The following is a 15,893-nucleotide window of genomic DNA, read 5'->3' as shown; positions in this document are numbered from 1 at the left end:
TTTGTATTAAATTTAAAAAGCCGCGCTGACTCTGATCAGCGCGGCTATTTTATGTGTAAAATATTTTATTTCATTCGGTATTCATACCGATATTCTGCGTACAGCTGACCATTCTGGTCCTTTCCGGTAACCAAAACCGGGAGATTATCATAGTTGTACTGCATGGTGTACGTGATATTCTGGTTTTCAATCCAGTTTCCGGACGCGTCTTTGTAGCTGATCTTTTCAGTTTTATAATTGTTTTCACTTAAAGACATAGCGCCACCCATCAGCGTGCGGAGGTACGAATTTAATGAACTGTACGGATTATTCTTATCATCGTAGGTGTATTCTCTCTTCGTGCTAATAGAGAAGGTAGAGTTCCATACTGTGGTCTCAGCTAAGATATTTTGGTTACTATATGTATAAGTTTGAGTGATTGGCGAAGAACAATCGGGTTGCTCACACGATTTTACGACATTACCTGTCCGGCAGCATTGTAAGTGTAACTTGCGCTTCGATTGTAGTTCGGATTGTCGTACACCGAATTTATCTTGACCAGTTTTTCGCCTTCGTAAAGATAATTGTTTGTGTAGGCATAGGATTTATCGGGATTGCAATAGATCGTCTTTACTAGTTTTCCGGAGCTGTCATATTCAAAAACGGAAGACTGTGCGGCGCTGCTTCCGCTCACCAACTGTCCTTTTGAATTGTACTCAAGTGAATTCACGGATACTTCGGGCTGAGCCGGATTATCGTAATATGTTGTAATAATTTTGGTCAAATGTGGCTGCGGTTCTGTAATCTCTTTTCCTCGCGGTCTGTACTGCATCCTGTCAGGCAGAGTGCTGTGATCAAAAGTGCAGGTGTAAATTTGTTTGTCATATCATGTTTACCAATCCTCAAAAGTATTAAATTAAATGGCCGGGTGTGTTATCGTGTTAAGCAATGTTAAAGATTTATTAAACTGATCGGCCATTTTTGCTGATGCATTTTATATTAAGTAAATTTGGGTATTAACACTTTTAAAAAATTAATTATGGCATTCGAATTACCGAAATTAGGGTATGCGTACGACGCTCTGGAACCTACCATTGACGCGAAAACAATGGAAATTCACCATACAAAACATCACCAGGCATATATCGACAACCTGAATAAAGCCATCGAAGGAACTGAACTTGAAGGCAAATCAATTGAGGAGATCTGCAAAACAGGAAATGATAAGCCTGCCGTAAGAAACAACGGTGGCGGGCATTTCAACCACACACTTTTCTGGGAAATTCTTACACCGGGCGGAAGCAAAGAACCTGTCGGGAATGTGAAAGCGGCACTGGAAGCGTATGGAGGTTTCGAGAAATTCAAAACTGAATTTGCTGATGCTGCTAAGACAAGATTTGGTTCCGGCTGGGCATGGCTTTGCAAAAGGGAAGACGGCGCCGTGGCGGTTTGCTCTACGCCAAACCAGGACAACCCGCTGATGCCGGTGGTAGATGTACAGGAAACCCCGATTTTAGGTCTTGATGTGTGGGAACATGCATATTACCTCAATTATCAGAACAGAAGACCGGATTATGTATCTGCTTTCTTTGAACTGATCAACTGGGATAAAGTGGAAGAAAATTACAACAGGTAATCATCTTTCAGTCTTAAATATTAAAAGGTTCCGAAATTTCGGAACCTTTTTTTTGTTATCGCACCTCGGCACCACTTAAGCCATTCATTTTGAGGCCGTATTTCCACTGCACGTACGCAAATACTTGGTAGAGCCGGTAATTGAATGTCATCCCATAATTTTCCTGCGGGTTGTATTCTATCGCAGATTCTATGATATTTCTGTAGCGGCCCGAAAAGTAATAGGAGTTCCATTCGCTTACCAAAAAGGCGTTTTTGTTTTTCAGATAACCTTCTGAATACATTGACATCGGTTTTGCAATTGCATTCAGGAAATAGTCGTACTGTGAATCGAGGACGTGGATTTCCCACTCGCCGTCTTCGTTCTTTTCGGGTTTTATGGTGTTCTCTGTATTTGAAGCCGTTTGCGGGCGGGCTGTGCAGGCATTTATCACTAAAAAGCCAAATAACATCAAAATATATTTCACTGCGTTAAATTTTTAATTAAAATACAAAAATAAAACCGAAGCTTTATTAAAACTTCGGTTTAAGGTTTATTTTAAAGAGAATTACTGCGTTACCTCGCGCTGTACTACAGAAACAGCCGGGAAGTGATCACTGAAGCCGTTGGTAAAGCGGTCACCGTCCCACGAGCGTAAAGGATAGCCTTTCCATTGTCCGGAAGGATTCACCAAATACGACGGCGCGTAGATCTCAGCCTTATAGAGGGAGTAGGTTTTGGTAAGTTTATCCGTTGAATACAGGTTTTTGGAAATGATGATCTGGTCAAACAGGTTTGGTGCATCGCGGTAAGCCAATGATGCCACGCCCGCTTTGTACAGCTTGTACATCAGGTTATAATAAGGAGTTTTTTCAGACAGTTGCGAAGGTTCGCCCACAGCTCCCAAATGTTTCTTCAAACTTGGGCTTACAGGATCATCATTGAAGTCACCCATGGCAAACAGCTTGATTTCCGGATATTCCGCACGCGCCTTATCCATTTCTTCTTTCAATACTTTTGCGGCTGCCGCGCGGCGTGCAATCGTAGCTGCCTCTCCACCACTTCTGGATGGCCAGTGATTAAGGAAAATACCGACTCTTTCACCATCAAGGAAGCCTTTTACCACAAGCACGCCACGTGTATAAGACCTTCTGCCTTCATCATTAAAGATTTTAACATCTTTTGAGTAGGTTTCAGTTACTTTGAGACGGCCTTTCTGATAGATCAGGGCAATGTCAATACCTCGTGCATCATAAGAGTTGTAATGGACAATTCCGTAATTGCTCTTTGCCAATAGAGGCTGCTTGATGATATCCTGAACTACCTGACGGTTTTCCACTTCAAGTAAACCAACTACAGCCGGATTGTCATTGGTGTACTGACGGCCAAGCTCCGAAATTACACGGGCAATATTGCCGAGTTTCTGGTTGTACTTTTTGGTGTCCCAATTTTTCGGGCCGTTTACCGTGAAGTCATCTGACAGTATCTGGCGGCGAACCACTTTCTTGCCTATCAGTAAATCATCGGTCCATTCACCTTTGTACTCTTCGGTTACTTCAAGATATTTTAGTGAATCGAGCGGCACGCTGCGGTGGAATGCGGGGTTGTGAACGTCTTTCGTACCATCAATATAATCTGCGGACGGTATGGTGTCCCACAGGTTTTCTACGTTCATGAACGCTACTGCTGCGCGCTGAACTTTTCTTTGCTGGCCAAATGCTAAAGTTGTGCTGATAACAGCGAATAAAAAGAGGAGTTTTTTCATTTTCGAAAATCATAAATATAAGGGCTGTAAAAGTACTAATTATTTTTATGGTGACCGATGGTATCCTATTCAAAACCTAAGCAATATCATGTTTTTAAGTATGATATTCTACCACAGTGATTATCCGTAAAAAATCATGTTCTATACCGAGAATAAAGTGTTAAAAATCTTTAAGTTAAGAAAAATTAAGTTTAAATTTGTCTCCCCTTAAAAAACGCTTATCAATAAGGGGAATAAATAATTAGTTATGATAAAAAAGTTATCCTTAATCTCATTGTTTACGTTGCTTCCGGCTTCTTTTTACTTTGCGCAAACTACCGTTTATGCGTACGTAAAAGATGCAGAAGGCAAGCCAGTTGAGAATGCTCAGGTGGATCTGGGTGAATCTTCAAGTTCAGTAACTGCCGACAAGATCGGATACTTTCAGTTTGTGGACTTAAAGCCGGGTCAGTATCAGATCACTGTATCTAAACAGAGCTTTGATCCGAAAATCATTGAATTCGATGTAGCAGAAAACGAAAAGAGAAAAGATTTGGGTGTTATCAGTTTGTCTTTATCTACTATATCTACGGCTGGTGTGATGGTGATAGATGATTCCGCAACTGACGGTGACGAGGGTGGTTCGTCTATGCAGCCAACTATCGGGCTACTGAATGCGGGACGTGATATCTTCCAAAGTGTTTCCGCGTTTGAGTTGGGAGCTTACTGGTTCCGTCCGCGTGGTGTAGACAATAGATTTGAAGATGTATTGTTCAACGGCGTCTCAATGTCTAAAAATGATGACGGCCGTGTAGATTTCAGCAACTGGGGAGGTCTGAATGATGTAACAAGATATCCATATGAATCGGTTGATAATATCACGCCATCAGAATATGCATTCGGAAATCTTGGTGGGGTAGTATATTACAACACACGTGCATCATCTTACAGAAAAGGTGTTTCACTGGCTTATTCGGCTACGAACAGAAGTTATAACAACCGTGCTATGGCTACGTATAACTCAGGTTTGCTGAGAAACGGTTGGGCATTTACATTCTCCGGAAGCCGAAGATGGGCCGAAGAAGGTGTTATCGAAGGTACATACAACGATTCGTATGCTTACTTTGGATCCATCGAAAAAAGATTGGGTGAAAACCATGCGCTGAACCTTACCGCGTTTGGTACACCAACTTACAGAGCGTCAAACAGCCCAAATACACAGGAAGTTTACGATATCATGGGCAAAAACTACAACTCTTACTGGGGTTGGCAAGACGGTGAAAAGAGAAGTTCCCGTGTACGTAAGGTTTTTGAACCTGTTTTCCAATTGGCTCACTACTGGAAACTTAATGACAAATCAAATTTAAATACTACAGTTTCTTATCAGCAGGGTAGCGACGCAAGAAGCCGCCTCGACTGGTTCCGTGGTGCTGACCCACATCCGCACTATTACAGAAAACTGCCAAGTTACGGTCTTAATACTCCGGAAGAGTACAAAGCGATTGCGCAGATAGACTGGACGGACCTTTACTACCAAAACAGCAACGTGAATCCGGCTTCTTATACGATCGGTGGCGAGACCATTACCGGTAGAAGATCAATCTACAGTCTTGTAGAGGATGTGAACGAAGATAAAACCATCAACGTAGTTTCTCATTATGACACGAAACTGCAGGAAAACTGGAAACTGAACATCAACCTGAATTATCAGACCTTGAAGTCAGACGTGTTCCGTAGAGTGAAAGATCTTTTGGGCGGCGATTTCGCGTTCAACAGAAATGCTTTTGACGGTGACGCTTTTTATAATACTGATGATCCAAACTACATCGTGAGAGTTGGTGACCGTACACAATATTCATATGAACTGTTCAGAGATACTTATGGCCTGAATGTAAGTACAGAAGTAGATTTTCCTAAATGGAACGTGATGGCTTCTATTTTCTCATCTTATACAGAATCTCAGAGAGACGGGAAATACCGCAGTGCGCGTTATGCCGACAATTCTAAAGGAAGAAGCGATATCTTCAGTTCTTTGGATGCAGGTGTGAAAGGTAAGCTGACGTACAAAATCAACGGGAAAAACTTCCTTGTTTATAATGGCGCCTTCTTCAGCATTGCTCCTACACTGAACGAAATCTATATCAACCCACGTGCAGTAGACTTCCTTACGCCAGGTGTTGACAGCCAAATCATTAATTCTAATGATCTTAGCTACATCCTGAGAGGTCAAATCCTTAAAGTAAGACTTTCCGGATATTATACTACCCTCAGCAACGGGACTGAAATCTCACGTTATTATGCTGACGTAGACGCGGGTTCGGGAACTTCCCTCAGTACGCTGGTTAACGAAGCGATGAGCGATGTAGACAAGCGCTACATGGGTGCTGAGCTGGGCGTGGATGTAAAAATCACACCAACTCTGAACGCAAACCTTGTAGGAAGTTGGGGAGATTATGAGTACACCAACAATCCTTCGGTATCTACTTTTGATGACCTGAACAACTTCAGAGGTGAAGATTACTGGAAAGGAAAAGCGAATGTAAAAGGTTATAAAGTTGCAGGAACGCCTCAGAAAGCATTCTCTGCTGGTTTAAGATACAATTCACCTAAATTCTGGTGGGTGGGTGTAACCGGAAATTATCTGATGGATCAATATCTTGATTTTTCAGCTTTGAACAAGACACCAAGACTTTATTATAACCCTGTTACTGGTGATAACTATGAAGCTGCAACGCCGGAAGTTATTGCTTCACTTACCGCACAGAAAAAATTCGACGATCAGTTTATGCTGAATGCCAATGCAGGAAAATCTTTCCTTTTAGGAAAATACAGACTTGGGGTAAGCCTTAGTGTAAGCAATATTCTGAACAACAGAAACTATGTAACTGGTGGTTTCGAGCAGGGTAGAAACGTGAATTTCGAAGACGCTGTCACTGATGCTAACCGTGCTACACCATTCTTTGGTCCGAAACTTTGGTATGACCGCGGAACACAGTACTTTGCTAACGTTTATTTAAGATTTTAAAAAAAATAGAAAAACATTATGAAAAACTATCTTTCATTCTTTAAGATACTATTTGTCATCATGGCGTCCTTTGTGGTCTCGGGATGTGTGCATGATGATAAGTACACCGACCCTGACCTTACTGGGTACGGCTGCGCTGAACTGATGAAGACCAAGACCTTGGAGGAAGTAAAGGCGCTTTACATAAACCAGACCTACGTCTTCCCTGAAAATACCACTGATGTGATCGAAGGGTATGTTTCTTCTTCTGATGAAACAGGAAATATCTACAAGACCATCTTTATTCAGGATGCACGTGAGAACCCTACACAGGGTTTCGTGATCAGTGTAGATGCAGTAAGTACGTATACAAGATTCCCGCAGGGATCTAAGATATATATCAAACTTAACGGGCTTGCACTGGGAACGTACGGTGGCTTGGTACAGTTAGGCGTTAAAGACATGGCGCCGGGAGCTGCAGCTAACGGTGTAGCACGTATCCCTGAAAAAATGGTAGCAACCCATATCTTCAAATCTTGTGAAGAAGCAAAACCAATCGTACCTAAAACGATGACACTTGCTGAACTGGGAACTGCAAACGACCGTTTCTTAGGCTGCTTGGTACAGATTCCTGATGCAGAATTTGATGCGAAAGTGCTTTGTTCAGTTTTCGCTCCTGCGGGAACAAGCGTTGACCGTCAGTTGAACGACCCAACGACAAGTGTAACGACAAGAGTGGTGAGAAACAGTGGTTTCGCTTCTTTTGCGAACCAAACTCTTCCTGCGGGTAAAGGTACCTTCATCGGTATTCTGAGTAAATTCAACTCAAGCTATCAGTTTTATATCAACAAACTGTCAGACCTGGCAGATATGAAACATTTCCCTCGTAAAGATGGTATCACCAGCGATCCTTGTGGCATCACGGAATCAGATTACACGATGAAAACGGTTTCTGAAGTGAAGCAACTGTTCAATGGTTCACTTACCCAGATTACTGCTAACCATTTGCTTAAAGCTAAGGTGACTGCTAACGATGAGACAGGTAACCTGTTCAAATATGTATACGTGGAAGATGCTACCGGTGGTATCCGTGTAAACATCAATAAAACTGACCTTTACCGCGATGAAAGATTCAGAGTGGGTAAAGAAGTTTACATCAAACTGAAAGATCTTTACATCGGAAATGTAAACGGTGAACTGCAGATTGGTCAGCCATTCAACGGAAACGCAGGTCAGATCGCCGAGGTAGATGTTTACAAGCATTTCATCGATACGAAAAAACCGGCAACAGCTGTTGTTCCTACTGAACGTACGATCGCACAGCTTACAAACGAAGATGTAGGTAGATATGTGAAAATTAAAAATGTACAGTTCATCGATGCAGATTTAGGGAAACCTTATGCTTCAGGAACTACTACGAACAGAACTTTGGAAGATTGCTCCGGAAGCAAGATTTTCCTTAGAACCAGTAATTTTGCCTCTTTCTCAGGTGTAGAAGTAGACGGTGGTAAAGGCGATATCTACGCGATCGTAAGTAAATTCAATAATGATTATCAGCTTTGGATTCCCTTCCTGGTCAATGCAGACTTTGATAATCCAAGATGTGACGGTACCGTTCCGGCGGTTTATACCACAATTTTCAGCGATGGTTTTGATACACTTGCTAACTGGACTGCTGTGAACATTGAAGGTACGCAAGTTTGGAGCACCACAACTTTCGGAAATCCGAGACCAAGCGCCATCATGGATGGTAACCGTATGCTGAACGAAGACTGGTTGGTTTCTAAGAAAATCGCGATCCCGTCAACCTTTACTGATGCTTACGTATCATTTGAGACCGACGGCCGATTCAGCGGAAATCCATTGGAACTCTACGTTACTGATAACTATACAGGAACGGTAGGTACAACGAACTGGACGAAACTGAACCCGGGACTGGATACAGACCTTAACGCATTTTCAGGCTTCGTAGGTTCAGGTAAAGTAAACCTGAAAAGCTACCTGAACAAAGAAGTAGTGTTTGCCTTTAAATACACTTCAGTTGTAGGCTCATCTACGACTTGGGAAGTTGATAACTTCGCAGTGAAAGGAACTAAATAGTCTCTTCAAAATTAAATAGAAAGGGTTGCAGTTTGCAGCCCTTTTTTTATGTTTAAATGGTTGATTTAAGTCTTTATTAACAGCTTTAAATCCTGCAGCAAAGCGTTTCAGGTTTGTTAAATGCATTATATGATGAGGTATTAGCCCTTTAATATTATAATAGGTAGTACGAAGGCTCTGAAATATCTTTAACAACTTAAAACTATCTGGGTAATGGCCAAAAAAAAGAGTTCTCACTTGGAAAACTCTTTTTTTTATAACCTATTAGTTTTAGAAACTTACCTCGTTCACTTCCTTTCCGCGCTGGAAATTCATGGTCCTTTGGTTGCCTTTGAAGGCGATATTCACAATGTTGATCTGGCCGGGAAAAGTCCCGAGGAGTATGGTGTTTTTAATCCTTAAAGAATTAATGTCTGTCACACCGCCGGTCTCGAAATAAACCCATGTAGATTCGCCGTTTACCTGGCTTCCGGTGAAAGTGAGTGTTTTCGCACCACCGTTTACATAAAGATCGAAATTATTGTTCACGTACTTTTTTACTTCAGCTTCAAAACCCGCCGTGTTTGGGTTTATCTTTATCGCGTCAGAGATATGGCGCGTATTCATCTTCGTGGTGAATTTCAAAGTACGGTTTCCCTCCACGTAATCCACCTTCGTCATCGATGAGTAAAACTCCGCCGAGGCGAAACTCATCATTACTGCCAGCAGCAGTAACCCCGTAATATATAGAATTTTTTTCATTACTGTATAATGTGTGGTTAAGGCTCAAATATGATGCCAATCAGAAGTTTACGTTCACCGTGTATTTTTCGTAGAAAGCCTTGATGTGCGCCACCGCGTCATCGGCAGTATCCACTATTCTGTAAAGCTGCAGGTCGTCTTCAGAAATCATACCGGTATTAAGCAGGGTATTCTGAAACCACTCGAGTAATCCGCTCCAAAATTCGGTTCCTACAAGTACAATCGGGAATTTTCCTATTTTGTTGGTCTGGATGAGTGTTAATGCTTCCGTAAATTCATCTAAAGTTCCGAAACCGCCCGGCATCACCACAAAACCCTGTGAATATTTGACGAACATCACCTTTCTCACGAAAAAATAATCGAAATCCATATTGAAACCCTTATCGATGTACGGATTGAAATGCTGCTCAAAAGGCAACTCAATATTCAGCCCGATGGACTTTCCGCCGCGGTTTCTCGCGCCTTTGTTTCCGGCTTCCATGATTCCGGGGCCGCCACCTGTGATCACGCCAAATCCGATATCCGTAATCTTTTCAGCAATTTCTGTCGCCATTTCATAATAAGGATTATCAGGCTGAAGACGCGCAGACCCAAAAATGGAAACACACGGACCGATCTTGGCCAGTTTCTCGTAACCGTCTACAAATTCAGCCATGATCTTGAAAACCATCCAGCTGTCTTTGGTGATTGTTTCATCCCACGTCTTTTCGCTGAAAGAGCGTTGCACTTTCTGGTCTATTTCGTATTCAGTGCCGCTCGCCGCGCGCGTGGTGCCTTTTCCCCTTTTTATTTTGCTCATTTACATTCTTTATTTAAAAAATTTTTCGGCTTCCAGTACCGATTCGGGCCGTCCCACATCAATCAAAGTTGCGTTGTGCTCGTATCCGCGAATTTCTTCTGATAACATCAGGTCCAGATATTCATCAATGATCGAAAACTTGCCCTGTCTTTTGATCTTTCCAAAGATCGCCGGATTTACACAGTGAATTCCGCTGAAAGCAAGCGCTTTAAACCCAGGATCAGGTTCGGCTAAACGCTTTTCGCCTGAATCTGTATTCTGCCATCCGCGCAGCACCATATCTTCATTGAACAAAAGTTTCCGCGAGCTTTTTCGGTCTGAGACAGCTAAAGTAACGAAATCATTTTTTGTGTAATGGAATTTAATTAGCTGATTTAAATTAAGATCCGTAAGAATATCCGTATTCATGATAAGGAAATCGCCGTCATTTTCGAGGTATTCGCGTGCAAAAAGCAATCCACCACCGGTCTCGAGCAGCTGATCTTTCTCATTTGAAATCTGGATCTTGGCACCAAAATTTTTGTTTTCAATTAGAAAATCAACAATTTGAACTCCGAAATGATGCACGTTGACCACAAAATCGTTGATACCGAAACTTTGCAGATATTTGATATTACGTTCCAGCAAGGGCACGCCATTCACCTTTGCCAACGCTTTCGGATGGTGGTCTGTGAACGGTTTAAGCCGCGTTCCTTTGCCCGCAGCGAAGAGAAGCGCTTTCATATTTAAGGTTGTTGCACTTCACAAAGTTGAGGCTGCTCATCATGAATAAGCTTCACAACAGCCTGAGGAAATTTAGCGCGCACAAACTCGGCAGTTTTTTCGGCACAGTACACCGAGCGGTGACGGCCGCCTGTGCAGCCAAAATTAATCTGAAGGTGCTCAAACCCCCGCTCCAGATAATTGTTGATGTTGATTGAGACAATTTCCTGGACAAGCGCAAGAAATTTCGGCATTTCGGTTTTATTTTCGAGGAATTCCTGCACCGGAAGGTCACAGCCCGTTTGCGGTTTGTATTCATCGATTCGTCCCGGGTTCAGGATGCCACGGCAATCGAACGTGAAGCCGCCCCCATTACCGCTTGAATCTTTTGGTATTCCGCCGATTTTGTATGAAAAGCTGTGTATTTCTATGTTTAAAGGCATATTTCTGATCTTTGAATTTTATATTTAATATTTACAGTTTATTATTTTTCCGCCATCATCTGCTCGATTTTATACTGCACAGTTTCCGCACCTAATACCAGAGCAATTTTTTTAAGTTCCGGCAGTGTATCCATGAATTCTGAAGACTTCGCGAACTGATTCAGGTTTCCAATTCCTTTTGAAAGGCTGGCCAGAAAGTGTGCTTTCCGCTGCACCAAACCACGAAAACCATATGCGCCCAAAACCTGGAGATAGCGGATCAAAATAATCGGCTGGAGTGCAAGCTTTAATTTTTCGGCGATGAGTTCGTCCTTCCAAAGCGAAAAATAGTATTCGAGCATCTCTGCTTTAAATTCAGCGGGAAAATCGGCTTTTGCCTGGTAAAGAAACGAAACCACATCATACATCAGCGGTCCATGCATCGCAGACTGATAATCGATGAATGAAACGTCGTCACTGCTGTTTACCATGATGTTCCTCGCCTGAAAATCGCGGATCATCAGGCCTCGCGGCTCCAGTTTTTCTATTTCGGCTGTGATTTTTTTAAACTCACTCAGCAGCGTAGACTTGTGGTAGGGAAGTTCAAGTACATCTGCGATGAAACTTTTAAAATAAAAAAGATCATTGCTTACCGGAAGTTCGTCATACCTTTCATATTCAAAAGTTTGCGAGTAATCTATTGCGGACAAAGTCGCTTTCTGTAAGTTGTATAGCTTTTCTATTGTTTGTTTCACTAAGTTTAAAGCCCGCTCAGAAAGTCCCTCTTCGCCTAAAATTTCTGAAAGCGTGTTGTCTCCCAAAAATTCCTGCACGTAAATCGACCGGTCCGGCGAAATGGCAAAGACGCGTGGTGTATTGAGCTGAAGTTTAGAAAAGGTATCCGAAAAATAAAAGAAGCTTTCGTTTTCGGCAATATTGCTGTTCGAAGTGACAATGAATTTAGAATCTGCTGTGCCCGCCAGAAAATTTCTACGCGCGGACCCGCTTTGTGCCAGTAAAACAAAACTGCTGGCCGGTTTGCCAATATAATTTTCGAAAAAAGACCTCTCTCTGTCGTGATTCATGCTTAGACAAAGATACTTAAATTAGAATTTCTTAAAAGCAGTATATTTGCACATGTTCAGTGATTTCCGGCCTGTCTTTAAGATACTTTTGCGTTTTTTAGTGCTTTATGTACTGTTGGTTTTAGGTTATCAGCTGTATCTGAATTTATACAAAGGCGCCGGTCTAGACCCTGCTTCCGAGTGGGTAGCGCGCCAGACCATTTTCGTGCAAAATCTCCTGGATTATCCTTCTCAACTTGTTCCCGGTAAACCCGCTCAGGAGACTTCGTGGTTTTGGGTGAGTGGCAGGTATGTCTCCCGAATGGTGGAAGGCTGCAACGCGATATCTGTGATCATTCTGTTTCTGGCTTTCATCTTTGCGTTTTTCAGAGGGCCAAAAACGTTTCTGTTTGCGTTTGCGGGCTTGGTTTTTTTGCACATCGTAAATATCCTTCGTATTGCCGGGCTTAATATTCTGCTTGTTGAGATGCCGCAGTACTCAAAAATAGGCCACGATTATCTTTTTCCGGCCATTATCTATGGATGCGTGGTGCTTCTTTGGCTCATTTGGATCAACAGATTCGCATTAAAGGAAGTTCCGGATGAAAATTCTTAGTTGGTTTTTAGTTTTAGCCGGTGTGTTTGGGCTGATTGCGGTGCGGATGTTTGAAGAACCGCTGTTTTACGATCCGTTTCTGCAATATTTCAAATCTGCCGATAAAAATGCGATCTTCCCGCTTTACGATTGGGGAAGCCTAATTTTAGGACATTTATTCCGGTTTTTTCTCAATCTTATTTTCTCGCTGGTGATCGTGCAGTTTTTATTTAAAAATACCAGATGGACCGCCCAGGCCGCCGCTTTGATTGTAATCGCTTTCGCCATCACACTTCCGATCTATCTCTATTGTATCCACACAAACTTTGAAATCGGCTACCTTTTTTCCTTCTATATCCGAAGGTTCGTGATTCAGCCACTGGTTTTACTGCTGATCATTCCGGTTTTCTATTACCGCAGGAAACTGGAAAAGTAAAGCTTTAGATTAAGTGTTTACGTCGTGTTTATTGAGCTGCGCAATTGTGGAATCATTCCATTCAATTTTCTTTTTAAATGTGTGCTGCCTCACTTTACATTCCCAAAGTTCACAGATTTCGCATGAAAAAGGCTTGCAGTCATCAAGGTGAAAATTAAACTCGATGGTTCTTTCGGAATTTTTCCCAATCAGTTTATACACTTCTTCCATTTCATTATGTGCCGTACGCAGATCATAATACCAGGGTAAAGTAAGATGCGCGTCAATATGCAGTTCGCTGCCGTGCTGCTGGATCCGCACGTTATGGATGTCTACCCAATCGCGCTGCCTGTTTTCATTTAAAAGTTTAGACAATTTCGTGAGGAGCCGTACATCAGCTTCATCCATGATCCCGCTCAGCGACTTTCGAATGATCTGATAACCGATAAAAATGATGTATCCGCCAAAAAGAAGTGCCACCACCGCATCGATCCAGTAAATTTTGGTAAAATAGACCAGGACCAAACTCAGCACAACCCCGAGCGTAGTGAAAGTGTCACTTTGCAAATGTTTACCTGAGCTTTGCAGCACGAGTGAGTTTTCCCTGATTCCTTTTTTGTATGAAATATAGCCCATCAGATAATTGATGCCCGCGGTAACTCCGACGATCAGTATTCCCCAATCAAGCTTTTTTGGAACATTACCGTGAAGCAAAGAGTCTACGGCTTGAACGATGATAATGATTCCGGCAAAAATGATGAGTCCGCCTTCAATACCCGATGTGACGAATTCTGCTTTGCCATGCCCGTACGGATGACCGGTATCACGCGGTTTAGCCGCAACGTAAAGCGAATACAGGCCTAAAAATCCCGCCACGATATTTACGATACTTTCCATCGCGTCCGAAAATACCGCATCTGAATTGGTGAGATGCCATGCCAAAAGTTTGGCGATGAAAAGGCCAATCCCGATGAAAGCGACCTGCCGCTGAAAGACGAAATTGCTTTTTGAGCTGCGTTCTGAAGTCATAGTTCGGTGGTATTTAATTATATTGTTTGAAAAGTCTAATAATTAAAAAATGCTCACTTTCTGGTGAGCATTTGTTTTTAAACCAAATCTTGTTTTACGAGATATTCGGCGATCTGCACGGCGTTGGTTGCGGCTCCTTTCCGGAGGTTGTCGGCAACAATCCAAAGGTTTAGGGTGTTCGGTTGTGAACGGTCACGTCGGATCCGGCCCACGAAAACCTCATCTTTTCCTTCAGCGTAAAGCGGCATCGGATAGATTTTATTCTGTACATCATCCAAAACCGTCACGCCCGGCGTTTCAGAGAGAATATTGCGTATTTCGTCGATGTCAAAATCGTTTTCGAACTCGATGTTCACACTTTCAGAATGTCCGCCCTGTACAGGAACGCGCACTGCGGTTGCTGTTAGGTTAAAGCTGTCGTCACCCAGAATTTTTTTGGGTTCGGTCATCAGTTTTATTTCCTCTTTTGTATAATCGTCTTCGGCAAATACGTCGCAGTGCGGCAATGCATTTTTAAAAATTTCGTAAGGGTAAACTTTTGCGGCATCAGCATCGCCCGAAATTTCGGCATTCAACTGATCCACCGCATTTTTCCCGGTTCCCGTAACTGACTGGTAGGTTGAAACAACCACACGTTTCAGCCCAAATTTCTTATTTAAAGGATGCAATACCATCACAAGCTGTATTGTAGAGCAGTTTGGGTTTGCAATGATTTTATCTGATGGCGTAAGTTCCTCCGCATTAATTTCGGGCACGACCAATTTCTTATCTGCATCCATCCTGAATGCGGAAGAATTATCGATCACGGTAGTGCCAGCGGCAGCGAATTTCGGCGCAAATTCCAGCGAAGTGTTTCCACCAGCAGAAAAGAGCGCGATGTGCGGCTGCATATCAATGGCATCCTGCATGGAGACGACTTCAATGGCTTCATTTTTAAAGAAAATCGTTTTGCCCACAGACTTTTCAGACGCAACCGGGATGAGTTTCGTCACCGGGAAGTTGCGTTCTTCCAAAACCTTCAGCATTACTTCGCCCACCATTCCGGTGGCGCCTACAAGGGCTACTTTCATAATTTTCTGTTCAAAGAGGTTTTAATATTGTTAAGTTGTTCAAACGGTTCAAATGGTTCAATGGTTCAAATGTTCAAGTGGTTAGGTCAATTAAGTAATTATGATAAACAATTTGAACCTCATTGAACCATTTGAACAATTTGAACCCATTTAAAGACCAGCGTTTACCCTCCAAAAAGCCTGTTCCACTGGAAGGCCCACAGCATCAGAGCGAGTGCAACAAACGCCATGATCACCCACGGCATCTGCATTTTGTCGTTGGTCTTGAATTTTTTATTAAGGATTGTAAGCAGAACCGCAGAAACAATCATCGCAAATGGATGTTCTACGTACGTGTTTCTGGCCACAGAATCTTTCATCAGTGTTCCGGCCTCAGTCGCGGCTTTAAAACCCGGTGAAAAGAAGAACAGCATGATCAGCCCGATTACGGCTTGCGTATGGAAAAAAATCATTGTGAACAGTGTTGATTTTCTCAGCAGCTTGGTGATTCTTCCCGAATAGCCAAACATTGTCATGAGCAGTGCTACGACAAAAACAGCGATTGCGAGCAAAATAAGGTAAGCAAAACCACGGTGTGCCTGAAGCATAATGTTGAAATCCATAATATTTTTTTT

Annotated in this window: 17 protein-coding genes; 5 read left to right on the top strand and 12 right to left on the bottom strand. The window is 42.5% G+C overall.

Annotated elements, in window-relative coordinates:
• Positions 1–65: 65 nt before the first annotated feature.
• Both QEP06_RS06170 and QEP06_RS06165 read right to left on the bottom strand, forming a co-directional pair.
• Positions 66–257, bottom strand: coding sequence for a hypothetical protein (locus tag QEP06_RS06170; protein WP_285269531.1), 192 nt, complete (start codon positions 255–257; stop codon positions 66–68).
• Positions 258–451: 194 nt separating this feature from the next.
• On the bottom strand, positions 452–811 hold the full coding sequence (locus QEP06_RS06165; RefSeq protein WP_285269530.1) for a hypothetical protein: 360 nt from the start codon (positions 809–811) through the stop codon (positions 452–454).
• 207 nt (positions 812–1,018) lie between these two features.
• Here QEP06_RS06165 and QEP06_RS06160 point away from each other — a divergent pair, with 207 nt between their 5' ends.
• Positions 1,019–1,615: a superoxide dismutase gene (locus QEP06_RS06160; protein WP_285269529.1), complete on the top strand. Its 597-nt coding sequence runs from the start codon at positions 1,019–1,021 to the stop codon at positions 1,613–1,615.
• Between the two features lie 55 nt (positions 1,616–1,670).
• Here the strand turns inward: QEP06_RS06160 and QEP06_RS06155 are convergent, their stop codons facing one another.
• Positions 1,671–2,081, bottom strand: coding sequence for a DUF6146 family protein (locus QEP06_RS06155; protein WP_285269528.1), 411 nt, complete (start codon positions 2,079–2,081; stop codon positions 1,671–1,673).
• 81 nt (positions 2,082–2,162) lie between these two features.
• Positions 2,163–3,359: an endonuclease/exonuclease/phosphatase family protein gene (locus QEP06_RS06150; RefSeq protein ID WP_285269527.1), complete on the bottom strand. Its 1,197-nt coding sequence runs from the start codon at positions 3,357–3,359 to the stop codon at positions 2,163–2,165.
• Positions 3,360–3,606: 247 nt separating this feature from the next.
• Here QEP06_RS06150 and QEP06_RS06145 point away from each other — a divergent pair, with 247 nt between their 5' ends.
• Positions 3,607–6,363: a TonB-dependent receptor gene (locus QEP06_RS06145; protein WP_285269526.1), complete on the top strand. Its 2,757-nt coding sequence runs from the start codon at positions 3,607–3,609 to the stop codon at positions 6,361–6,363.
• 18 nt (positions 6,364–6,381) lie between these two features.
• Complete coding sequence (locus QEP06_RS06140) at positions 6,382–8,442, top strand: DUF5689 domain-containing protein (protein ID WP_285269525.1); 2,061 nt, start codon at positions 6,382–6,384, stop codon at positions 8,440–8,442.
• A gap of 270 nt (positions 8,443–8,712) precedes the next feature.
• Here QEP06_RS06140 and QEP06_RS06135 read toward each other — a convergent pair whose 3' ends face one another.
• Genes QEP06_RS06135 through QEP06_RS06115 form a run of 5 tightly spaced genes read right to left on the bottom strand, consistent with a single transcriptional unit; the run spans position 8,713 to position 12,191 of the window.
• Positions 8,713–9,183 (bottom strand): DUF6702 family protein, encoded by a 471-nt coding sequence (locus QEP06_RS06135; protein ID WP_285269524.1) that lies wholly within the window; start codon positions 9,181–9,183, stop codon positions 8,713–8,715.
• 40 nt (positions 9,184–9,223) lie between these two features.
• On the bottom strand, positions 9,224–9,982 hold the full coding sequence (locus QEP06_RS06130; RefSeq protein ID WP_285269523.1) for an LOG family protein: 759 nt from the start codon (positions 9,980–9,982) through the stop codon (positions 9,224–9,226).
• Positions 9,983–9,991: 9 nt separating this feature from the next.
• Positions 9,992–10,705 (bottom strand): nucleotidyltransferase family protein, encoded by a 714-nt coding sequence (locus QEP06_RS06125; RefSeq protein WP_285269522.1) that lies wholly within the window; start codon positions 10,703–10,705, stop codon positions 9,992–9,994.
• A 2-nt stretch (positions 10,706–10,707) separates the two neighbouring features.
• Complete coding sequence (locus tag QEP06_RS06120; protein WP_285269521.1) at positions 10,708–11,127, bottom strand: RapZ C-terminal domain-containing protein; 420 nt, start codon at positions 11,125–11,127, stop codon at positions 10,708–10,710.
• A 41-nt stretch (positions 11,128–11,168) separates the two neighbouring features.
• On the bottom strand, positions 11,169–12,191 hold the full coding sequence (locus tag QEP06_RS06115; protein WP_285269520.1) for an aminoglycoside phosphotransferase family protein: 1,023 nt from the start codon (positions 12,189–12,191) through the stop codon (positions 11,169–11,171).
• A gap of 52 nt (positions 12,192–12,243) precedes the next feature.
• Between QEP06_RS06115 and xrtF the strand changes: the two genes are divergently transcribed.
• Complete coding sequence (gene xrtF / locus QEP06_RS06110; RefSeq protein WP_285269519.1) at positions 12,244–12,786, top strand: exosortase family protein XrtF; 543 nt, start codon at positions 12,244–12,246, stop codon at positions 12,784–12,786.
• A complete protein-coding gene (locus QEP06_RS06105) occupies positions 12,773–13,201 on the top strand; it encodes an exosortase F system-associated membrane protein (RefSeq protein ID WP_285269518.1) in 429 nt (142 codons plus the stop codon). The genes xrtF and QEP06_RS06105 overlap by 14 nt, the downstream gene beginning before the upstream one ends.
• Positions 13,202–13,210: 9 nt before the next feature.
• Here QEP06_RS06105 and QEP06_RS06100 read toward each other — a convergent pair whose 3' ends face one another.
• The 3 genes from QEP06_RS06100 to QEP06_RS06090 form a co-directional block, all read right to left on the bottom strand.
• Complete coding sequence (locus QEP06_RS06100) at positions 13,211–14,209, bottom strand: cation diffusion facilitator family transporter (RefSeq protein ID WP_285269517.1); 999 nt, start codon at positions 14,207–14,209, stop codon at positions 13,211–13,213.
• A 77-nt stretch (positions 14,210–14,286) separates the two neighbouring features.
• The gene (locus tag QEP06_RS06095; RefSeq protein ID WP_285269516.1) at positions 14,287–15,279 is read right to left on the bottom strand and encodes an aspartate-semialdehyde dehydrogenase; all 993 of its coding nucleotides are present in this window, start codon (positions 15,277–15,279) and stop codon (positions 14,287–14,289) included.
• Between the two features lie 164 nt (positions 15,280–15,443).
• Entirely contained in the window at positions 15,444–15,881 is a 438-nt protein-coding gene (locus QEP06_RS06090) for a hypothetical protein (RefSeq protein WP_285269515.1), read from the bottom strand.
• Between the last annotated feature and the right edge of the window lie 12 nt (positions 15,882–15,893).

This window comes from Kaistella rhinocerotis, assembly GCF_030243905.1.
GTDB lineage: Bacteria > Bacteroidota > Bacteroidia > Flavobacteriales > Weeksellaceae > Kaistella > Kaistella rhinocerotis.
Note: the sequence above shows the minus strand (reverse complement) of the source record. Positions and strands in the feature narration are given on the sequence as shown.